The organism is Pseudomonas sp. S150 (genome assembly GCF_004526365.1).
GTDB lineage: Bacteria > Pseudomonadota > Gammaproteobacteria > Pseudomonadales > Pseudomonadaceae > Aquipseudomonas > Aquipseudomonas putida_A.
Map to the genome: position 1 here is coordinate 4,169,115 of NZ_CP038207.1, position 20,260 is coordinate 4,189,374.

General features: G+C 60.4%; 17 protein-coding genes. 12 read left to right on the plus strand and 5 right to left on the minus strand.

From position 1 onward, the window contains the following. Window positions 1–190 precede the first annotated feature (190 nt). Window positions 191–1,126 (plus strand): Ppx/GppA family phosphatase, encoded by a 936-nt coding sequence (locus tag E3Z29_RS18990; RefSeq protein ID WP_134786610.1) that lies wholly within the window; start codon window positions 191–193, stop codon window positions 1,124–1,126. Between the two features lie 125 nt (window positions 1,127–1,251). On the opposite strand, the gene metE is transcribed toward E3Z29_RS18990, so the two are convergent. After that, window positions 1,252–3,540 (minus strand): 5-methyltetrahydropteroyltriglutamate--homocysteine S-methyltransferase, encoded by a 2,289-nt coding sequence (gene metE, locus E3Z29_RS18995; protein ID WP_134787598.1) that lies wholly within the window; start codon window positions 3,538–3,540, stop codon window positions 1,252–1,254. Window positions 3,541–3,932: 392 nt separating this feature from the next. On the opposite strand from metE, the gene E3Z29_RS19000 reads away from it, so the two are divergent. The 5 genes from E3Z29_RS19000 to yecR all read left to right on the plus strand — a co-directional run bounded on the left by E3Z29_RS19000 (window position 3,933) and on the right by yecR (window position 8,539). Then, the gene (locus E3Z29_RS19000) at window positions 3,933–5,309 is read left to right on the plus strand and encodes a cystathionine beta-synthase (protein WP_098964290.1); all 1,377 of its coding nucleotides are present in this window, start codon (window positions 3,933–3,935) and stop codon (window positions 5,307–5,309) included. Next, window positions 5,306–6,478, plus strand: coding sequence for a cystathionine gamma-synthase (locus tag E3Z29_RS19005; protein WP_041062583.1), 1,173 nt, complete (start codon window positions 5,306–5,308; stop codon window positions 6,476–6,478). The genes E3Z29_RS19000 and E3Z29_RS19005 overlap by 4 nt, the downstream gene beginning before the upstream one ends. Window positions 6,479–7,011: 533 nt before the next feature. Next, complete coding sequence (locus E3Z29_RS29705; RefSeq protein ID WP_256662023.1) at window positions 7,012–7,698, plus strand: hypothetical protein; 687 nt, start codon at window positions 7,012–7,014, stop codon at window positions 7,696–7,698. Between the two features lie 184 nt (window positions 7,699–7,882). Continuing rightward, the gene (locus tag E3Z29_RS19015; RefSeq protein WP_134786611.1) at window positions 7,883–8,197 is read left to right on the plus strand and encodes a hypothetical protein; all 315 of its coding nucleotides are present in this window, start codon (window positions 7,883–7,885) and stop codon (window positions 8,195–8,197) included. A gap of 33 nt (window positions 8,198–8,230) precedes the next feature. Next, window positions 8,231–8,539, plus strand: a complete 309-nt coding sequence (gene yecR / locus E3Z29_RS19020; RefSeq protein WP_134786612.1) for a YecR family lipoprotein — start codon at window positions 8,231–8,233, stop codon at window positions 8,537–8,539. A 1-nt stretch (window position 8,540) separates the two neighbouring features. Here the strand turns inward: yecR and E3Z29_RS19025 are convergent, their stop codons facing one another. Then, on the minus strand, window positions 8,541–10,166 hold the full coding sequence (locus tag E3Z29_RS19025) for a hybrid sensor histidine kinase/response regulator (protein ID WP_134786613.1): 1,626 nt from the start codon (window positions 10,164–10,166) through the stop codon (window positions 8,541–8,543). A gap of 113 nt (window positions 10,167–10,279) precedes the next feature. Between E3Z29_RS19025 and E3Z29_RS19030 the strand changes: the two genes are divergently transcribed. Continuing rightward, the gene (locus E3Z29_RS19030) at window positions 10,280–10,894 is read left to right on the plus strand and encodes a response regulator transcription factor (RefSeq protein ID WP_134786614.1); all 615 of its coding nucleotides are present in this window, start codon (window positions 10,280–10,282) and stop codon (window positions 10,892–10,894) included. 54 nt (window positions 10,895–10,948) lie between these two features. After that, window positions 10,949–11,143, plus strand: a complete 195-nt coding sequence (locus E3Z29_RS19035; RefSeq protein WP_027613057.1) for a PLD nuclease N-terminal domain-containing protein — start codon at window positions 10,949–10,951, stop codon at window positions 11,141–11,143. 83 nt (window positions 11,144–11,226) lie between these two features. Here E3Z29_RS19035 and E3Z29_RS19040 read toward each other — a convergent pair whose 3' ends face one another. Further along, the gene (locus E3Z29_RS19040) at window positions 11,227–12,225 is read right to left on the minus strand and encodes a bile acid:sodium symporter family protein (protein WP_064587897.1); all 999 of its coding nucleotides are present in this window, start codon (window positions 12,223–12,225) and stop codon (window positions 11,227–11,229) included. 85 nt (window positions 12,226–12,310) lie between these two features. Here E3Z29_RS19040 and E3Z29_RS19045 point away from each other — a divergent pair, with 85 nt between their 5' ends. From E3Z29_RS19045 to E3Z29_RS19060, 4 genes are all read left to right on the plus strand, one after another. Further along, window positions 12,311–13,099, plus strand: coding sequence for a helix-turn-helix domain-containing protein (locus E3Z29_RS19045; RefSeq protein WP_134786615.1), 789 nt, complete (start codon window positions 12,311–12,313; stop codon window positions 13,097–13,099). 139 nt (window positions 13,100–13,238) lie between these two features. Beyond that, window positions 13,239–14,951, plus strand: coding sequence for an amidase (locus E3Z29_RS19050; protein ID WP_134786616.1), 1,713 nt, complete (start codon window positions 13,239–13,241; stop codon window positions 14,949–14,951). A 224-nt stretch (window positions 14,952–15,175) separates the two neighbouring features. Then, on the plus strand, window positions 15,176–15,649 hold the full coding sequence (locus tag E3Z29_RS19055) for a hypothetical protein (RefSeq protein WP_134786617.1): 474 nt from the start codon (window positions 15,176–15,178) through the stop codon (window positions 15,647–15,649). A gap of 289 nt (window positions 15,650–15,938) precedes the next feature. Then, complete coding sequence (locus tag E3Z29_RS19060; protein ID WP_134786618.1) at window positions 15,939–16,910, plus strand: TerC family protein; 972 nt, start codon at window positions 15,939–15,941, stop codon at window positions 16,908–16,910. Between the two features lie 233 nt (window positions 16,911–17,143). On the opposite strand, the gene E3Z29_RS19065 is transcribed toward E3Z29_RS19060, so the two are convergent. Together E3Z29_RS19065 and E3Z29_RS19070 are read right to left on the minus strand one after the other, a co-directional pair. Further along, a complete protein-coding gene (locus tag E3Z29_RS19065) occupies window positions 17,144–18,244 on the minus strand; it encodes a polyamine ABC transporter substrate-binding protein (RefSeq protein WP_047598364.1) in 1,101 nt (366 codons plus the stop codon). A gap of 295 nt (window positions 18,245–18,539) precedes the next feature. Further along, entirely contained in the window at window positions 18,540–19,961 is a 1,422-nt protein-coding gene (locus tag E3Z29_RS19070; protein WP_134786619.1) for a cytosine permease, read from the minus strand. Between the last annotated feature and the right edge of the window lie 299 nt (window positions 19,962–20,260).

Here is a 20,260-nt window from a genome sequence, read left to right on the forward strand (position 1 = left end):
CAAAGAGGCAGCAAAAACTTTAAGAACACGCGATGTATTGGGCTCAGGATAGACGCCGGATAATGACAGTGTCATGACAGCCAACAATTCACTGAACCGCCCCTGCCCCGTCATCAGGATGTCATCAAGCGCACCGCAGAATCCTCGCAAACCGTCTTGAGCCTTCGACGGATGTTTCGCAGGGATTCCCATGAAAGAAGACGCCTCGTTGTTTGCCGCCATCGACCTGGGCTCGAATGCGTTTCGCCTGATGATCGGCCAGTCGGTTCGCAGTCGAAAAGGCTTCATGATTCAGGAAGTCAAAACCCTGCGTGAACCGGTGCGGCTGGCCGAGGGCTTCGACGGCGGTGCGCTGGACGAAATGGCGCTGGATCGTGGCTGGCAGGCGCTGGCGCGGTTCGGCAAGAAACTGCGCGGCTTCGAGGCCGGCAAGGTGCGGGCCGTGGCGACCAGCGCGGTGCGCGAGGCCGACAATGCGCAGTTGTTTCTGCACAGTGCCGAACGCCATCTCGGGTTTCGCATCGACGTCATTTCCGGCCATGAAGAGGCGCAACTGGTGTATGCCGGCGTCGCCCACTCCCTGCCGGGGGCGGAGGACATGCGGCTGGTGGTAGACATTGGCGGTGGTTCCACCGAGCTGATTCTCGGCCAGGGGTCGCAACCGTTGCTCACCGAAAGCATCGCCATTGGCAGCGGCACACTGGGCGCACGCTATTTCCCTGACGGGCGCATCGCGCCCGGTGCGCTGCAGGAAGCCGAGCGCGTGGCGATCCTGCAATTCGAAAAAGTCGCCCGCCGCTATCGCGCTCAGGGCTGGCAGCAGACCATTGGTTCCTCCGGCACGGCGCGGATGCTGGCGAAGGTGCTTAAAGCCAATCGCTTGAACGATTTCGGTCAGGACGGCATTACCTATGGTGGGTTGTTGCGCCTGTCGCTGTTGCTGCTGAAGGTGAAGAACGTTCAACAACTGAAGCTCGCCGGTCTGCAACCGCATCGCCAGAGCATCCTCCCGGGAGGGCTGGTGCTGATGCTGGCGGCGTTCAAGGTGTTTGGCATTTCGCAGATGGTGCCGTCGGAACCGGGGCTGCGCCTCGGTGTGTTGCACGGCTTGATGAGCCGTCACTGACCAATCACTGAACCCAGTGTGGGAGCGGGCTTGCTCGCGAAGGCGGAGTGTCAGTCGAAAATTATTTAGCTGACACTCCGCTTTCGCGAGCAAGCCCGCTCCCACAGGTTTTGGTGGTTGTCCTCTCAGGCCAGTTCTTTGCGGAGCTGGCGGGCGGCGGCAACCATGTGCACCAGCGCCGCTTCAGTCTCCGGCCAGCCACGGGTTTTCAGACCGCAATCCGGGTTGACCCACAACCGCTCCGCCGGAATCCGCTGCGCCGCCTTGCGCAGCAAATTGGCCATCTCCGAAGCATCGGGAACGCGAGGCGAGTGAATGTCGTAGACGCCCGGCCCGATCTCGTTCGGGTAATCGAATGCTTCAAAGGCATTGAGCAGTTCCATGTCCGAACGCGAGGTTTCGATGGTGATCACGTCGGCGTCCATGGCGGCGATGGACTCGATCACATCATTGAATTCGCTGTAGCACATGTGCGTGTGGATCTGCGTTTCGTCGCGTACACCGGAGGCACACAGGCGGAACGCTTCGGTTGCCCAGTCCAGATAGTGCTGCCATTGCGCGCGGCGCAGCGGCAGGCCTTCGCGGAATGCGGCTTCGTCGATCTGCACGATTTTGATCCCGGCGGACTCCAGATCCACCACTTCGTCACGGAGCGCCAGCGCCAGTTGCCGCGCCTGCACTTCACGGGACACGTCTTCGCGGGGGAACGACCACATCAGCATGGTCACCGGGCCGGTCAGCATGCCTTTAATAACCTTGTCGGTCAGGCCCTGGGCGTAGCGGATCCACTCCACGGTCATGGCTTGCGGACGACTCAGATCACCGAAGATCACCGCCGGTTTCACGCAACGCGAACCATAGCTCTGCACCCAGCCGAAACGGGTGAATACGTAGCCGTCGAGTTGCTCGGCGAAGTACTCGACCATGTCGTTGCGCTCGGCTTCACCGTGCACCAGCACGTCGAGGCCCAACTGCTCCTGAATTTGCACGGCGTGACGGATCTCGCTGTACATGGCTTCGGTGTATTCGGCTTCGCTCAGTTTGCCTTGCTTGAACGACTGACGCGCCAGGCGGATCGACGCGGTCTGCGGGAATGAGCCGATAGTGGTGGTCGGGAACAGTGGCAGATCGAGGCCGGCGCGCTGTTTGGCGATGCGCTGGGTAAACGGCGATTGGCGCTGGCTGTCCTGCGCGGTAATGGCCGCCACACGGGCCTGCACTGCCGGTTTGTGAATACGAGGCGAGGCGGCGCGGCTGGTCTGTACCGAGCGGCTTTGGGCCAAGGCGCGGAGCACTTTCGGCGCTTCCGGCTCGCTGACCGCCTGCGCCAGCACGGCGACTTCTTCGCACTTCTGCACGGCAAACGCCAACCAGCTTTTCAGCTCGGCATCGAGCTGGTCTTCGCGGCTCAGATCCACCGGGCTGTGCAGCAACGAGCAGGACGGCGCGACCCACAGCCGATCCCCCAGACGCTCATGCGCATGCTGCAACGTCGCCAACGCATGTTCCAGATCGCAGCGCCAGACGTTGCGGCCGTTGACCACACCCAGCGACAGCACCTTGTAGGTCGGCAGGCGATCAAGAATGGTCGGATACTGTTCCGCTGCACGCACCAGGTCGATGTGCAAACCGTCGACCGGCAGATTGGCGGCCAGACCGAGGTTCTCTTCCAGACCACCGAAGTAAGTGGCGAGCAGTTTCTTCAGCGGATCACGCTGGATCTGGTTGTACGCACGCTCGAAAGCGTTCTTCCATTCCTGCGGCAGGTCAAGCACCAGAATCGGCTCGTCGATCTGCACCCATTCCACACCGAGTGCGGCCAGCCGGGCGAAGATCTGCCCGTACAGCGGCAGCAAACGATCAAGCAATTCCAGCTTGTCGAACTCGGCGCCTTTGGCCTTGCCCAGCCATAGATAAGTCAGTGGGCCGATGATCACCGGTTTGACGTTATGACCGAGGGCACGGGCCTCTTCGACTTCTTCGAACAACTGTTCCCATCCGAGCTGGAACTGTTGATCAACGCTGAATTCCGGGACCAGATAGTGGTAGTTGGTGTCGAACCACTTGGTCATTTCCTGCGCATGGGCACCGCCGCAGCAACTGTCGCTGACACCACGGGCCATGCTGAACAGGGTCTGCAGGCTGGCCTTGCCATCGTGCGGACGGAAACGCTCGGGGATCACCCCGAACATCAGCGAGTGGGTCAGCACTTGGTCGTACCAGGCGAAATCGCCTACCGGCAGCAGCTCGATGCCGGCGTTTTTCTGCAGGTCCCAGTGGGCCTTGCGTAATTCACGACCCACTTCACGCAGGCCGGCCTCGTTCAGTTCTCCTTTCCAGAACGCCTCTTGCGCTTTTTTCAGTTCGCGGTCGCGACCAATGCGCGGAAATCCGAGGGAATGGGCCAGTGCCATGACAAACAACTCCAATGTCTTGTTGATGACGGTCATTGTCAGGATCGGGCACTAGTGAGACAAACTCATTTTAATCTTGATGATCACGAGTTTCTCTCATGATCAGATGTGAGCTGTTTTTCCGCTGAAAACACGGTTTGCCCTGCAGGATATTCATCCGCAGATCAAGCTGCCGGCGAAGCTCACGACGCCCTTTGAATACTCGATGGCGCCTTGATGTAAACCCTCTGAACCCGCGCCCTTGCAGGCTGCGATTCTGTTCTATGGTTAGATCGAAATGGCTGGCGCAGCGGCGGGTTAAAGGTTGCGACGGATCATGTCTAAGCCTATGTTGCACGCGAGCTTTTCCCCGCGAATGGAACGCGATCAACACCACTACAAGAGGTGAAGAAATGTCAAAGGATTCACGCCCTGCCGTACTTGGGCTGATCGGCAATACGCCGCTGGTACAAGTTACCCGCTTCGATACCGGCCTCTGCACACTGTTTCTCAAACTGGAATCACAAAACCCCGGCGGCTCGATCAAGGACCGCGTCGGTCTGGCGATGATCGATGCCGCTGAACGCGACGGGCGCCTGCAACCGGGTGGCACCATCGTCGAGGCCACCGCCGGCAACACCGGTCTGGGTCTGGCGCTGGTCGGCCGGGCCAAAGGCTACCGCGTGGTGCTGGTAGTCCCGGACAAGATGTCCACCGAGAAAGTCCTGCACTTGAAAGCCATGGGTGCCGAGGTGCACATCACTCGCTCGGACGTCGGCAAGGGCCACCCCGAGTATTACCAGGACGTGGCCGCACGCCTGGCAAAAGACATTCCCGGCGCGTTCTTCGCCGACCAGTTCAACAACCCCGCCAACCCGCTGGCCCACGAGTGCAGCACCGCGCCGGAGATCTGGGCGCAGACCGAACATGATCTGGACGCGATCGTGGTCGGCGTCGGTTCCGCCGGCACCCTGACCGGGCTGAGCCGCTTCTTCAAACGGGTACAGCCGGATCTGCAAATGGTCCTCGCCGACCCGGTCGGTTCGGTGATGGCTCAGTACAGCCGCGACGGCACGATGCCGACGCCCGGTTCGTGGGCGGTGGAAGGCATCGGCGAAGACTTCATTCCGTCGATCACCGACCTCAGCAGCGTGCGTCACGCCTACTCGATCAGCGATGAAGAAAGCTTCGACCACGCCCGCCAGTTGCTGCGCGCCGAAGGCATTCTCGGTGGCTCGTCGACCGGCACCTTGCTCGCCGCCGCGCTGCGTTATTGCCGCGAACAGACCGAGCCGAAACGCGTGGTCAGCTTCGTCTGCGACACCGGCACGCGCTATCTGTCCAAGGTTTACAACGACCAGTGGATGACCGATCAGGGCCTGTTGCAGCGCAAACGCTATGGCGACCTGCGCGATCTGATCGCCCGCCGTTTCGAAGATGGCCGCGTGATCAGCGTCGGCCCCGACGACACCCTGCTGACCGCGTTCCAGCGCATGCGCCTGGCGGATGTCTCGCAGTTGCCGGTGCTGGTTGAAGGTAAACAACTGGTCGGTGTGATCGACGAATCGGACATCCTGCTGCCCGTGCACGAAGACGCTGCGCGCTTCAGTCAATCGGTGTCCAGCGTGATGACCGACAAACTGCAAACCCTCGCCCCCGGTGCCAACCTCGCCGAGCTGGAAGCGGTGCTCAGTCGCGGCCTCGTCGCGATCATTGCCGATGCTTCGGGCTTCCACGGCCTGATTACCCGCACCGACATGCTCAACCAATTACGGAGATCCCTCGCATGAGTCAGCACGACGATAAATCCCAAGGCTTCGCGACCCGGGTGATCCATGCCGGGCAAACGCCTGACCCGACCACCGGCGCGCTGATGCCGCCGATCTACGCCAACTCGACGTACCTGCAAGACAGCCCCGGCGTGCACAAGGGCTTCGACTACGGGCGCTCGCACAACCCGACGCGTTTTGCGCTGGAGCGTTGCGTGGCGGATCTGGAAGGTGGCACCCGCGCGTTCGCGTTCGCTTCCGGGCTGGCGACCATTTCCACCGTGCTCGAACTGATCGATGCCGGTTCGCACGTGATCTCCGGCAATGACCTGTACGGCGGCACGTTCCGCCTGTTCGACAAGGTCCGTCAGCGCAGCGCCGGGCATCGCTTCAGCTACGTCGATCTGACTGACCTGGCGGCGTTCGAAGCGGCGCTGCAGGACGACACCCGCCTGGTGATTGTCGAGTCGCCGACCAACCCGCTGCTGAGCCTGTCGGATCTGGCCGCGATTGCGCGCATCTGCCGCGCACGGGGGATCATCAGCGTTGCCGACAACACCTTCGCCAGCCCCTATATCCAGCGCCCGCTGGAGCTGGGTTTCGACATCGTGCTGCACTCGACCACCAAGTACCTGAACGGTCACTCCGACGTGATCGGTGGTATCGCGGTGGTTGGGCAGAATGCCGAACTGGCGGACAAACTCGGCTTCCTGCAGAACGCCGTCGGCGCGATTTCCGGGCCGTTCGACGCGTTCCTGACCTTGCGCGGGGTGAAGACTCTGGCGCTGCGCATGGAGCGTCATTGCAGCAACGCGCTGGAACTGGCCAAGTGGCTGGAGCAGCAGCCACAGGTCAAACGCGTCTACTACCCGGGCCTGCCGTCGCACCCGCAGCATGAGTTGGCCAAACGGCAGATGCATGGTTTTGGCGGGATGATCTCGGTGGATCTGAACAGTGATCTGGAGGGTGCACGGCGCTTTCTGGAAAACGTGAAGATCTTTGCCTTGGCCGAGAGTCTGGGCGGTGTTGAAAGCCTGATCGAGCATCCGGCGATCATGACCCACGCGACCATTCCAGCTGAAACCCGCGCCAAACTGGGCATCGGCGACGGCCTGGTGCGTCTGTCGGTGGGGGTCGAAGATCTCGAAGACCTGCGCGCTGATCTGGCGTACGCACTGACCAAAATCTGATCCCGCAACAACGACAAAGCCCGCAGTAATGCGGGCTTTGGTTTATTCGAGTAGGCGGCCAGTGCTGGTCTCTGGCTTACAAGGTTTATCGGGCCTCTCACAGTACAAAAGCAACCATGGAAAAAGAGCGGTGCTTTGCTGCCTCACACGGCATAAGGGCTGGATCTCAGCGCGGAGATCTTTCTAACCGTGTACCCTTCGGAACGCGCCCCACGTCCCCTTGCTATCCGCTTGCGCATCAGTCTGCGTCTTCGCCTACACCTTTGAGGCTAGCAAAAGCCATCGAGTCGCGGGTGGTGTTTTTAGACTGATTTCCTTCAAGCGCCCCTGTGCAAGGAAGTTAACCGACTATCGCTTGCATGTTGTTGCACCTGCGCCTGCATTTTGCCGATCTATACTTTTCAGTTCGCTAACGCGGTTTCATGCAAAAACGTCGACACCCGTGCGCCCATCGAGCGCGCCCGTGCCAATTGCCAACTTGGTCAACCCCGGGCCAACGAATGCTGTGTGGCTGATGGGTCGTGGAGAAAATCATGAAACACACGCTTTTGTCAGGCGCCATCCTTGCGGTCGCGGCGACCGTGATGCTGCCAACGGTTTGGGCTGCGCAGCCGCAGGCGGTGGCCTCTGATGGTTCGGATCATGTCGGGGCTGGAGCAGTCGCCTCGGACGGTTCCGATCATGTCGGGGCTGGCGCAGTCGCCTCGGATGGTTCCGATCATGTCGGCGCTGGTGCTGTCGCCTCGGACGGTTCCGATCATGTCGGCGCTGGTGCTGTCGCCTCGGACGGTTCCGATCACGTCGGCGCTGGCGCAGTCGCCTCGGACGGTTCCGATCGTGTCGGCGCTGGCGCAGTCGCCTCGGACGGTTCCGATCATGTCGGGGCTGGTGCAGTCGCCTCGGACGGTTCCGATCATGTCGGCGCTGGAGCAGTCGCCTCGGACGGTTCGGATCATGTCGGGGCTGGTGCAGTCGCCTCGGACGGTTCTGATCATCTCGGGGCTGGTGCAGTCGCCTCGGATGGTTCCGATCACGTCGGGGCTGGCACAGTCGCCTCTGATGGCTCCGATCACGTCGGCGCAGGCGCACTGGCTTCCGACGGCACCGACAAGGTCGGCGCCAATCGCTATGCCTACTCACGCGTCGGCGTCGGTTCTGATCGCGTCGCTTCGGCGCTGATGACCGGCAGCTATTCCGACCAGTTCAACTCTCCTCAGTAATCGGCGCGGGGCGACCCGTTGGGTCGCCTCTCCCTCCGCCGCACTAGCACATTTGTGCTAATCGACCGCCCCGCCCACCGGCGTTATATTCCCTCGCAACCCCCGATGCTCCCCAACATTGCCGCTGTGCAGTGCGCGGGATCGTCGTGCCTGGAAATCAGAACAACACCAAGGAAGAAACACCATGAAACTGCATTCCAACCTTCTCAAAGTGGCGATCGTCAGCGCCCTGCTGCTTGGTGCCAGCGGCTGCCAGACCGCCAAACCTACCGAAGCCAGCATGAAAGAACGCGCCCAGACGGTCATCGGCAAGCCGGTGTCGAAAATCGACAACATCCGCAGCGACAGTACCCTCACCTACTACACCGCGTACACCCCCGCCGGCGAGTACAACTGCGAGTTGCCCAGCGGCGCGATTATCGCGGTGGCGAGCATGGGCATCATGACCCCGCCGCTGTCGTGCCTGCCCAAAGGCGCCTCGCCGATTCCGTTCCAGTAAACCTTCATCCCCGGTAAAGGACTACGTTCCATCATGAAAATCCTGATCGCAACTCTCACTCTCACCGCCCTCGCTCTGACAGGCTGCGCCACGCCCAAACAATGGGAAGCCACCGGTGGCAGCAAGAACGACGGCGTGGTCCAGGTCTCCTACGAATTGGGTCAGTTCGAAAGCGGCCAGACCAACGCCGCGCAAGGCCTGACTGTGGCGATGGAGCGCTGCAAGACCTGGGGTTACAAGAACGCCGAGGTGACCGGTTCCGAGAAGAACATCTGCCGCGCCATGGGCCAGTTCAACTGCCTGCAAACCACCATCACTCAGGACTACCTCTGCAAGCGTTGAGTCAAACCTGCTCGGCCGGCTCGGTTTGCCGGTCGCGCAGGCTGCGCAAGGTCGCGCGCAGCTCGGCCGGGCGTACCGGTTTGGACAGGATGGCAATTTGGCGGTCGTGCAAGGCCGCCTGTATTTTCTCGATGTCATGCCCGGTGATGATCATCGCCGGCACCGCAAAACCACGCTGGCGCCGCACCTCGTCAATGCACTCGATGCCCGTGGAATGTGGACCCAGATCGTAATCGGCGACGATGATGTCGCAATCGGTGACCAGCCCCTGCCCGCTCAATTCGCCTTGCACCACGCAGCCCCAGCGCTCGAGCAGCGCCGAGGTCGCCAGCAAGACGTTGCGATCATCCTCCACCAGACACACCTTCAGCCCGGTCAACAGGCCGGCCTGCCGCACATCGTCACGCATGACCGGCAACTGCGGCGCCACGGCCACCGGCAAGCCATACAGGGAGACCGCCGTGCCGTGCCCAAGCTGCGAGCGCAAGGCCACATCGACGCCGATCAACTGCCCCAGACGCTTGACGATCGACAGCCCGAGGCCGACGCCTTCCACGTCCTTGTCGCGCACCTGACGCACTCGATAAAACTCCTCGAAGACCTTCGGCAGATGCTCCTCGGCAATGCCGCTGCCGCGGTCATAAATCACGATGGCCAGCCCGACACCGCGTTTGCGCACGCCGATCAGTACCGGGCGTTGCGCGCCGTATTTGAAGCAATTGGAAAGCACGTTCTGCACCATGGTCGCGAGCAACGCTGGATCGCTCTGCACCCAGTGCTGGCACGGACGCAGGCGCAATTCCACACCGGCCCAGCGTGCCGCCTCGGCGTTCTGGCGGATCAGGTCGGCCAGCCACTCGCCGAGATTGAACACCTGCAGCCTCGGCAGAATGCGCCCGTTGTCGAGGGTGTAGAGGTCAAGAATCGAACGGAACAACTGCGAGACGTTGAGCAGCGAACGGTCGATGTTGTCGACCAGTTGCCGTTCCTGCTCGCCCAGACTCGATTCACGCAGGCACGCCGTGAACAGACCGATGGAGTGAATCGGCTGGCGCAGATCATGGCTGGCCTGGGCGAGAAACCGCGACTTTTCCAGATTGGCCGCGACCGCCTCTTCGGAGGCCTTGCGCGTGCGCTCCAGCAGCAAGTGCGCGTAGAACGGAATCACGGTGCTGGTGAGCATCAACATCAGCACCATGTACGGCTGCGCCTGCCACACCGGCGTCAACCGATAGACCGCCAGCAACGCCAGCAGCGCCAACCCCGTGGCAATCGCCAGATAGCGCGAGCCATAGCGCATGCCGTTGCCCAGGTTGACCCAGATGATCACCGCGTACAGCGGCAACGCCGCTTCACCGCCGAGCACCAGGCCGAAACAGGTGCCGGTGTAATCGTGGATCATCGCGAATATTCGTCGCGCCGGGTAATGCCCCGGCCAGCGCGCGATGGCCTGGCGCAGGACAATCGACGCCAGCAGAAACAGCGTGATGTAGACCACCACCGGCAGATAGACATCGAAGCGCTGACCCGGCAATACACCGAGCACGCAGATGTAAACCATGGCAATGCTGGCGATGATGATCCGCAGATTGGCCTGATCCAGCTCGGTGTTTTTCTCGAACTTCATGGGCAACGTCCTTGTGCGACAGTCGTCAGATTCAGCAGCGGCCGGCAGGCAATCTGCGTACGCGGTGCTAAGGTGCATGCCGTAAACCACGCTGATCCAGGGAGGGTCACGTCATGACATGCCGCATCATCATAGCCGACGATCACCCGTTGTTTCGCGAAGCCATGCGGCGCACCGTGCAGCGCCTGTTGCCCGAGGCGACTATCGAGGAGGCCGGCGACCTCGACGCCGTGCTGGCCTTGCTGCCCGACGGCAGCGAGCCGGACACACTGATTCTCGACCTGCGCTTCCCCGGCCTGACCTGCATCAGCCAACTCGCCGAACTGCGCCGAAAACTGCCGCGCACCACGCTGATTGTGGTGTCGATGGTCGACGACGAGGCGTTGATCGGTGAGGTGATGGCGGCCGGCATCGACGGTTTCATCGGCAAGAACATTGTCCCGGATGAGATCGGCCAGGCGATTCTGGCGATCCGCGAAGGCGAAGTGCTGGTCAGGTTTGCGCCTTCCGGGCTGTTGCCGCTGGAGACCGGCACCGCCCTCACCCCGCGTCAGCAGGATGTATTGCGGCTGATCGCCCAAGGCAAGACCAACAAGGAGATCGCCCGAGAACTGGATATCTCGCCGTTCACCGTGCGCATCCACGTGTCGTCGCTGTTGCGAACGCTCAATGTGCCGTCGCGGGCGGCCGCTGCGGTGAAATATTCGGGAGGCAGCGGCACAATTTAAATGAACCCTGCGCGCTTGGACCCACCTAACTGAAAGACCATCAGGAGGTAGCCCATGCAAATTGAACCCGTCTGGATCGTACTCGCCGTCGTTCTTGTGATCGTTGAATTGTGGGCGATCAACCGCGTGCGCAAGAGCGCAGGCAAAGGCAGCAACAAAGGCGTGTGGATTATCGCCATCGTGTTCGTGCCGTTGTTTGGCCTGATTGCCTGGGCACTGGCCGGCCCGAAACACGTGACTCAGGACTGAAGGATTCTTGCGCTGTAATGCCCTGCGCGGTCAACTGTGGGAGCGAGCCTGCTCGCGATGGCTGACCGCCGGGCATCACTGCATTATGGATCAACCTGCGCCATCAGCTCCGGCACCGATTCCGGCCGTTTGGCATAGCGCTGCGCCAACACCGCGCAGACCATCAGTTGAATCTGATGGAACAGCATCAGCGGCAGAATCAACACACCAATCGTGCTGCCGGCAAACAACACCTGTGCCATCGGCACGCCGGTGGCCAGGCTCTTCTTCGAACCGCAGAACAGAATGGTGATGCGGTCTTCCTGGCTGAAACCGAACGCCTTGCCAAGCAAGGTCGACGCCAACAGCACCAGCGCCAGCAGAATGCAGCAGACCACCACCAGCCCCAGCAGATCGACTACCGGAATCTGATGCCAGATACCTTCGTTGACCGCCTCGCTGAACGCGCCGTACACCACCAGCAGAATCGAACCCTGATCGACAAACTTCAGCCAGTTCTTGTTGCGCCCGACCCACGCGCCGATCCAGCGCCGAGCGATCTGCCCGGCAATAAACGGCAGCAGCAGTTGCACGCTGATCTTCAGGATCGCATCCAGGGTCGAGCCACCGTCGCCGTGCACGTTCAGCAGCAGCGTCACCAGCAATGGCGTGAGGAAGATCCCGAACAGGCTCGACGCCGCTGCACTGCAGATCGCCGCCGGGATATTGCCTCGGGCCAGCGAGGTGAAGGCAATTGCCGACTGCACGGTGGCGGGCAACGCGCAGAGATACAGCATGCCCATGTACAGCTTGTCGCCGATCAGCGGTGACAGCAGCGGTTTCAACGCCAGCCCGAGCAGCGGGAACAGCACAAAGGTCAGACCGAACACCAACAGGTGCAGGCGCCAGTGGCCGGCACCGGCGATGATCGACTCACGCGACAGCTTGGCGCCGTGGAGGAAAAACAGCAGCGCGATGGCGATATTGGTCAGCCAGCCGAACCCCACCGCGACCTGCCCGCTGGCCGGCAGAAAACTGGCCAGCAGCACGACGCCGATCAGGGTCAGGGTGAAGTTGTCGGGCAGGAATCTTGGGCGAGTCATGGGTCTGTTCATCCGGGGGTTGCCAGTACGTGACTGCGACTCTAACGTGAGCAGGAATTACCGACTAACGCCGAAGAGCCAACAGATGCCGCCTAAAGGACATGAGAAAAGCTTCCGGCGCAGCATTCCCGGGTTGCCCAGCCTGCCCCGTGCGCTGTACGGGCGCACCGAATCGCTGCCCAATCGCGCACTGACCCGGCGTCACAGTCACCCGTGGGTGCAATTGTCGTACGCGATTCAGGGCGTGCTCGAAGTGCAGACCAGCGCCGGGCGTTTCGTCGCGCCACCGGAGCGTGCGGTGTGGATTCCGGCAGGCGTGCCGCATCGCGTGTTCAGCTCGCCGCACACCGAAATGCGCAGCCTGTACATCGATTGCAGCGTGGCCGGCTGGGCGCTTGAACGTTGTCATGTGTTGGGCGTCAGCGACCTGCTGCGCGAACTGATCCGCGCGTTCAGTCTGGTCCCGGTGGAATACGACGAGAGTGGCGCACATGGTCGGTTGGCCCAGGTGATCCTCGATCAACTGGCTGAGGCGCCGCAGATCGACCTGATGCTGCCACTGCCGCAGGACAGCCGTCTGCGACAGATCTATCAAAGCCTGGAGCAACATCCGGAACAGCAGACCACACTGCAGCACTGGAGCGACAAATTCGGCGTCACCGAAAAAACCCTCAGCCGCCTGTTTTTACGTGACACCGGCCTGACCTTCCGTGCCTGGCGTCAGCGCTTGCGATTGCTCGGCGCACTGACCCCGCTGGAACGTGGCGAACGCGTCACCGACGTGGCTCTGGCCTGCGGTTATGACTCGACCTCGGCCTTCATCGCAGCCTTCCGCCAACAGTTTGGCGAGACACCGGGGGAATTTTTTCGCTGAGCTTTGTCGATATTTATCGAATTAGCACATGCCATTCGGCAAACTTCAGGGTAGAGTTTCGCCCATACGCAATTTTCTACACGTCTCGACCATAACCATAATGACCCACCCCTTTAGCGAACCTGTCGGCGGTAACAGCATGATCGAAGTCACTGAAGTCTCCATTGCTCAATTACGCGCGGCGCTCGACGCCGGCCAGACCACCGCGGTTGAACTGGTGCAGGCCTATCTGGCCCGGATCGACGCCTATGACGGCCCGAACACGGCCACTGCACTGAACGCCGTGGTCGTACGCAATCCCGAAGCACTGTCAGAGGCCCAGGCGTCCGATGCACGCCGCGCCAAGGGCGAAACCCTCGGCCCACTCGACGGCATCCCCTACACCGCCAAGGATAGTTATCTGGTCAAGGGGCTGACCGCCGCCTCGGGCAGCCCGGCCTTCGCCGATCTGGTGGCGCATCGCGACGCCTTCACCATCGAACGCCTGCGCGGCGCCGGGGCGATCTGTCTGGGCAAGACCAACATGCCGCCGATGGCCAATGGCGGCATGCAGCGTGGCGTCTATGGCCGGGCCGAGAGCCCGTATAACGCTGCTTATCTGACTGCACCGTTTGCTTCCGGCTCATCCAACGGTGCCGGCACCGCGACCGCGGCGAGCTTCTCGGCGTTCGGTCTGGCGGAAGAAACCTGGTCGAGCGGTCGCGGCCCGGCGTCGAACAATGGTTTGTGCGCCTATACGCCGTCGCGCGGGGTGATTTCGGTGCGTGGCAACTGGCCGCTGACGCCGACCATGGACGTGGTCGTGCCATACGCCCGCACCATGGCCGATCTGCTTGAGGTGCTCGACGTGGTGGTCGCCGAAGACCTCGACACCCGTGGCGATCTGTGGCGCCTGCAGCCGTGGGTGCCGATCCCGAGCGTTGCTTCGGTGCGCCCGGCCTCCTACGCCGAACTGGCAGTGAAACCCAATGCACTGGCCGGTAAACGCCTCGGTGTACCGAAGATGTACATCAACGCCGACCCTGAAGCCGGCACCAGCGAAGCCCCAGGCATCGGCGGCCCGACCGGGCAGCGCATCAACACTCGCGCTTCGGTGATCGACCTGTGGAAACAGGCCCGCACCGCGCTGGAAGCGGCCGGCGCCGACATCATCGAAGTGGATTTTCCGCTGGTTTCCAACTGCGAAGGCGACCGCCCCGGCGCGCCGACCGTGTTCAATCGCGGCATCGTTTCCAAGGAATTCCTGCACCACGAACTGTGGGATCTGTCGGCCTGGGCCTTCGATGATTTCCTGCGCGCCAACGACGATCCGAAGCTCAATCGCCTGGCCGATGTCGACGGGCCGAAGATCTTCCCGCACGATCCGGGCACCCTGCCCAACCGTGAAGGCGATCTGGCCGCCGGCATGGACGAATACGTGCGCATGGCCGAGCGCGGGATCACTCCGTGGGATCAGATCCCGACGCTGCCGGACGGCCTGCGCGGTCTGGAAAAGACCCGCAAGCTTGATCTGGAAGACTGGATGGATGCGCTGAAACTCGACGCGGTGCTGTTCCCGACCAACGCCGACGTCGGCCCGGCGGATGCCGATATCAATCCGGTATCGGCGGACATCGCCTGGAGCAATGGCGTCTGGGTCGCCAACGGCAATCTGGCGATCCGGCATCTCGGTGTGCCGACTGTCACTGTGCCGATGGGGATCATGGCCGACATCGGCATGCCGGTTGGTCTGACTTTCGCCGGTCGTGCTTACGATGACTCGAATCTGTTGCGTCTGGCCTCGGCGTTCGAGGCGACCGGTTCGAAGCGTCAGGTGCCGCCGCGTACTCCGCCGTTGGCTGCCCGCAAGTAACAAGGTGGGTTGGATTGAGGCTCGAAAGGGTCTCAATCCGCTTTCGGCTGCCTTGCCCTGTCACTCATCTCTGCATCAATACAACCCTGCCAACACACTCTCCCCTAACTGGCAACTGACAGTTCTGACAGTAGCGGTCGAACAGGACGGCGAGTAACGTTCTCGCTCGATGGACTTCCATTTGGAAAATCCCTGAAACCGTTGAGCACTGAAGGAACGCAACCATGAGCAATGACATTCTGCTTAAACAACATGGCGTCGATGAAAACTTGAAGCCATTACCCATCGAAGTAAAGCAACAACCCGTTGGCAAATACTACAACGCCAAATTCAATCCTGATTTTCCGTCCATTCCGATTTTCGAACCGAATCTGTTTATTTATGCTTCCTTGTTTCCCGGCACAGTCAGTGTCATCGGCCGATATCACACAGCGGACGATTTCTACCAGATTACTATCATCATTGATCAGAAGCTCGAAAGCGGCACATACCTGATTAAGAAAGATGACAAAAGCCTTGTGCGTGCCAACGTCATTTCCGCTGGAGGGATCATTTCGAGTGACGAGGGCGAAATCAAACTTAAGCGAGACAACATAAAGGAATCGATATACGCAGAATTTGATTTTCAAATAGAGTCCAGTGGAACATCTTACAAAGTAAAGGGCATATTAGAACTGCTGGCGACGGGTCCTCTTTAAAATCCTCCAAAATAGGAAAGTCATTCGCAAACACGCATCAATGCCAAACGGGTAAGTGCCTGCCCGCAGTGTTTGGCAACTCTGCCTTCTAAATTAACTCGCACTGAAATTTCTCTCGTATAAACGCATCAATGCCGCTTGCCATTGCAAAGATGCCTGCCGCAAAAAACGCCAGACACTTCGTTTTTATCGAACTTTACCTGAGGAATATACGATTTTTCCTTGGCATTCACTCCTCGCTAGCATGTCACGGTCTGCCTCCAACGACATAAAAGACAGGGAGATTGCCATGCCCACTGACAATATCAATATCGGCGAACCGTGGATGTGGGGCGCGTTTATCGTCTTCGTCCTCGCCATGCTTGCACTGGACCTGTTCGTCTTCGGCGGACGCAAGGCACACCGCGTTTCAGTGCGGGAAGCATCCTGTTGGGTGATCGCCTGGTGCGCACTGGCCTTGGCCTTCGCCGGGTTGCTCTGGTGGTACTTGAACGGCGAGTTCGGCGCCGAAATTGCCCAACGCAAGACGCTGGAATTCCTCACCGGTTATCTGATCGAGCAGTCACTGTCGATCGACAACATGTTCGTCTTCGTGATGATCTTCAGCTACTTCGCCGTGCCACCGGAATTGCAGCGCCGGGTGCTGCTGTACGGCGTACTCGGGGCGATCGTGATGCGCGCGGCGATGATCTTCGCCGGTGTGTGGCTGGTGTCGCAGTTCGAGTGGCTGTTGTATGCCTTCGGGGTGTTCCTGATCATCACCGGGATCAAGATGCTGATGTTCGCCGAGCAGCAACCGGACCTCGACAAAAACCCGCTGCTGCGCTGGGTGCGCGGGCACATGCGGATCACCCAAGGCTTTCACGGCGAGCGCTTTTTCGTGCTGCAGAACGGCGTGCGCTGGGCCACGCCGATGTTCCTGGTGCTGGTGCTGATCGAGGCCAGCGATCTGATGTTTGCAGTCGATAGCATCCCGGCGATCTTCGCGGTCACCACCGATCCGTTCATCGTGTTCACCTCGAACATCTTCGCGATCATGGGTCTGCGCGCGCTGTATTTCCTGCTGGCCGACATGGCCGACCGCTTTCATTTGCTCAAGTATGGACTGGCGATTGTGCTGGTGTTCATCGGCGGCAAGATGACGCTGATGCCTTGGTTTCACATGCCGGTGGAATGGTCACTGGCGGTGGTGGGCGGGGTTATTCTGGGGTCGGTGGTGTTGAGTCTGGTGATGAGTAAAAACGCGTCACAAAACCTGTAGGAGTGAGCCTGCTCACAATGCGGTGCGACATTCAATAAAGGTGTCGGCTGACCCGACGCCTTCGCGAGCAAGCCCGCTCCCACAGGTGATAGTCAGTGGATGGAGGATCCGGAGCTGGCCGAGATCAAAGGGTGGGAGTGGGCTTGCTCACGAAGGGGCCGGCACATTCAGCATCCATGTTGCCTGGTCCGGCGCCTTTGCGAGCAGGCTCACTCCTACAGGTGACCGCGGCGTTACTTGTCGGACTTGATGCTGGTCCACACCCGCGTGCGTACCCGTTCGAGTTTTTGCGGTAGTGGCTGGACTACATAAAGGGTTTTCAGGGCCTCAGGCGTCGGCGTCAGGTTCGGGTTGCCGGTGATGTCTTTGTTCACCAGCGGCATCGAGTCCTTGTTCACGTTCGGGTAGCCGAGGAAGTCGCTGATCGGCGCAATGACTTTCGGATCGAGCAAGGTGTTGAGGAATTCATGCGCCTCTTCGACGTTCTTCGCGCTCTTCGGAATGGCGAAAGTATCGAACCAGATCGGCGCGCCCTCCTTCGGCAAGCGCCAGTCAACCACCACACCGTTGCCCGCCTCTTTCGCGCGGTTGCCGAACTGGTAGAAGCTGCCGGAGTAACCGATGGCCACGCAGATGTCGCCATTGGCGATGTCGGTCATGTACTTGGCCGAGTTGAAGTAGGTCACGTAAGGACGAATCTTCAGCATCAGGTCCTTGGCCTTTTCATAGTCGGCCGGGTTCTGGCTGTTCGGGTCGAGGCCGAGGTAATGCAGGGCCAGCGGCAGAATTTCCGACGGCGAGTCGAGCATCGCCACGCCGCAGGATTTGAGCTTCTCCATGTTCTCCGGCTTGAACACCAGATCCCAGCTGTCCACCGGCGCGTTGTCGCCGAGCGCTGCCTTGACTTTGGCCGGGTTGAAACCGATCAGTACCGTGCCGTACATGTAGGGCACGCCGTACTGGTTGCCAGGGTCATTGGCGTCGAGCAGTTTGAGCAGCGCCGGATCCTGATGACTCCAGTTCGGCAGTTTTGACTTGTCGAGTTTCTGGAATACCCCGGCCTTGATCTGAGTGTCGATGAACTGGTTCGACGGCACCACCAGGTCGTAGCCGGAGTTGCCGGTGAGCAACTTGGCCTCCAGCGATTCGTTGGTGTCGAAGGTGTCCCAGGTCACTTTGATGCCGGTCTTCGCGGCGAAATCCTTGGGCACCGACGGCAGGATGTAATCCGCCCAGTTGTACACCCGCAGCTCGCGCTGTTCGGCGTGTACCGCGCTGGCCAGCAGCGTCAGCCCACACACGGTGGCACCCAGAATGCGTTTCATAGTGACCATGGTTGTTTCCCCGGAATGCGACGTGAGATCGATGGTTTTTATGTTCTGTACACGGCAGCGGCTGTAAAGGTAGCCAAGGGCAAGCAAAGTCCAGCGTTTTGTTGTGGTTTGATTCTTGCCGACCGCGGAGTCGCGGCACAGTGGGGGATGGGCCAAAAGGGGATCGAAATGGCCAATTTGAATGACCACTGGAATGCGGAGGCTGGGCGAGGATCACTTGTGGTGAGGGGATTCATCCCCGATGGGGCGCGAAGCGGCCCCCTTTACATCTCAAAGGGGCCCGCACTCGCTGATTTCACGACTGCTTCGCAGTCGATCGGGGATAAATCCCCTCGCCACGTTGCTTCTGGGTCTGCCCACGTGTGGCGAGGCAGTAATACAACGGCACTGTCACCACCAGGCCGAACAGCCACGACAGGTCCGCGCCATCGACCAGATTGGCGTACGGCCCGACATACAACGAGGTATTGGCGAACGGCAGCTGCACAATGATCCCGATGAAATAGGCAATGATCGCGTGCGGATTGAAGCGCCCGTAAATGCCGCCGTCCGCGCGAAAAATCGAGGTGATGTCATAGCTGCCGCGCTTGATCAGGTAGAAGTCGATCAGGTTGATCGACGCCCACGGCACCAACACCAGCAGCAACGCCAGAATCAGCCCGATGAACTGCGAAATGAAATTCGCCGAGGCACCCAGCGCCACCACGCAGCAACCCGCCAGCACCACACTCGACAACGCCACGCGCACCTTGATGCTCGGCGTCCACTGACTGGCGAACGTCTGGATCGAGGTGATGATCGACAGCACCGCGCCGTACAGATTCAGCGCGTTATGGCTGATGATGTTGAGCAGGAACAGCACCATCAGAATCGGCCCCAGCCACCCGGTGGACTGCTTGACTGCGGCCATCGCCTCGGTGCCTTCCGGCGTCGCCAACACCGCCACGGCGCCAAAGCTGAACGACAGAATCGTCCCCAGCGTCGCCCCCAGATAAGTGGCCCAGAACGGTTTGGCGATACCGATATCCGCCGGCAGGTAACGCGAATAATCGGACACGTACGGCGAGAAACTGATCTGCCAGATGATCCCCAGCGACACCGTTGCCAGACAGCCCGACAGGTTTAAGCTGCCGCGCGTCAGGAAGTCTGCCGGCAAGTCGTGGGCGAAGATGTAGATGAAACCGGCGAGCAGCGCGCTGCCCATCACCCAGGTGCCGATGCGGTTGAGCGTGTGGATGAAGTTGTAGCCGATCACGCCAATCGCCGTGGCCGCCAGTGCGCCGATCAGAATGCTCAGCGGCGCCGGTACCGAAGGTGCGATGCCGACAATCGACTTACCGGCCAGCACGATGTTGGAAATGAAAAAGCCGATGTAGATCAGCGCCGCAAAAAACACAATCAGCAGTGCGCCGTAACGCCCGAACTGGCCACGACTCTGAACCATTTGCGGAATGCCCATGCGCGGCCCCTGCGCCGAGGCCAGTGCGATCACCACGCCGCCGATCAGGTGCCCCAGCGCAATCGCCAGCAGGCCCCAGAGCAAGTCGAGATGGAACACCTGAACCACCATGGCGCCGGTGACGATGGGCAGTGGCGCGATGTTGGTGCTGAACCATAAAGTGAAAAGGTCGCGGGCCTTCCCGTGGCGTTCCGCGAGTGGGACGTAGTCGACCGTGTGATTCTCGATCAACGGATCTTGCCGGGACATCTGGGACATATGCATGAACTCGAGTTTGTCTGTTCTTATCTTTGTATGAAGCCAAACCGGGGGAACTCTGGGTCGCCCCTCAGATGCAGACCATATTATGGTATTCCAAACATTTCACAAGACTGATACGTAGTTTGTGGCGCCATCTGATACGCCATCCTCACTGATACCGTGGCCTGCAGGCCAGCCGAAAGCCCAATAAACGCTGAGTTTCCGACGAAAGCACCACGTTTATCGGTTCAGCCTAAAAGCCCTTGCAAAGAAAAAATACTGGTATACCATCAGACCAACAAATACATAAAAATCGC

What these genes read in the sequence shown, in the direction of transcription:
- E3Z29_RS19005 (WP_041062583.1), top strand. Translation starts at nt 5,306, where the DNA reads ATGAGTCAGCACGACGATAAATCCCAAGGCTTCGCGACCCGGGTGATC.
- E3Z29_RS19055 (WP_134786617.1), top strand. Translation starts at nt 15,176, where the DNA reads ATGAGCAATGACATTCTGCTTAAACAACATGGCGTCGATGAAAACTTG.
- E3Z29_RS19040 (WP_064587897.1), bottom strand. Translation starts at nt 12,225, where the DNA reads ATGACTCGCCCAAGATTCCTGCCCGACAACTTCACCCTGACCCTGATC.
- E3Z29_RS19065 (WP_047598364.1), bottom strand. Translation starts at nt 18,244, where the DNA reads ATGGTCACTATGAAACGCATTCTGGGTGCCACCGTGTGTGGGCTGACG.
- E3Z29_RS19060 (WP_134786618.1), top strand. Translation starts at nt 15,939, where the DNA reads ATGCCCACTGACAATATCAATATCGGCGAACCGTGGATGTGGGGCGCG.
- E3Z29_RS19015 (WP_134786611.1), top strand. Translation starts at nt 7,883, where the DNA reads ATGAAACTGCATTCCAACCTTCTCAAAGTGGCGATCGTCAGCGCCCTG.
- E3Z29_RS19070 (WP_134786619.1), bottom strand. Translation starts at nt 19,961, where the DNA reads ATGTCCCAGATGTCCCGGCAAGATCCGTTGATCGAGAATCACACGGTC.
- E3Z29_RS29705 (WP_256662023.1), top strand. Translation starts at nt 7,012, where the DNA reads ATGAAACACACGCTTTTGTCAGGCGCCATCCTTGCGGTCGCGGCGACC.
- E3Z29_RS19045 (WP_134786615.1), top strand. Translation starts at nt 12,311, where the DNA reads ATGCCGCCTAAAGGACATGAGAAAAGCTTCCGGCGCAGCATTCCCGGG.
- E3Z29_RS19050 (WP_134786616.1), top strand. Translation starts at nt 13,239, where the DNA reads ATGATCGAAGTCACTGAAGTCTCCATTGCTCAATTACGCGCGGCGCTC.
- E3Z29_RS19025 (WP_134786613.1), bottom strand. Translation starts at nt 10,166, where the DNA reads ATGAAGTTCGAGAAAAACACCGAGCTGGATCAGGCCAATCTGCGGATC.
- yecR (WP_134786612.1), top strand. Translation starts at nt 8,231, where the DNA reads ATGAAAATCCTGATCGCAACTCTCACTCTCACCGCCCTCGCTCTGACA.
- E3Z29_RS19035 (WP_027613057.1), top strand. Translation starts at nt 10,949, where the DNA reads ATGCAAATTGAACCCGTCTGGATCGTACTCGCCGTCGTTCTTGTGATC.
- metE (WP_134787598.1), bottom strand. Translation starts at nt 3,540, where the DNA reads ATGGCACTGGCCCATTCCCTCGGATTTCCGCGCATTGGTCGCGACCGC.
- E3Z29_RS19000 (WP_098964290.1), top strand. Translation starts at nt 3,933, where the DNA reads ATGTCAAAGGATTCACGCCCTGCCGTACTTGGGCTGATCGGCAATACG.
- E3Z29_RS18990 (WP_134786610.1), top strand. Translation starts at nt 191, where the DNA reads ATGAAAGAAGACGCCTCGTTGTTTGCCGCCATCGACCTGGGCTCGAAT.
- E3Z29_RS19030 (WP_134786614.1), top strand. Translation starts at nt 10,280, where the DNA reads ATGACATGCCGCATCATCATAGCCGACGATCACCCGTTGTTTCGCGAA.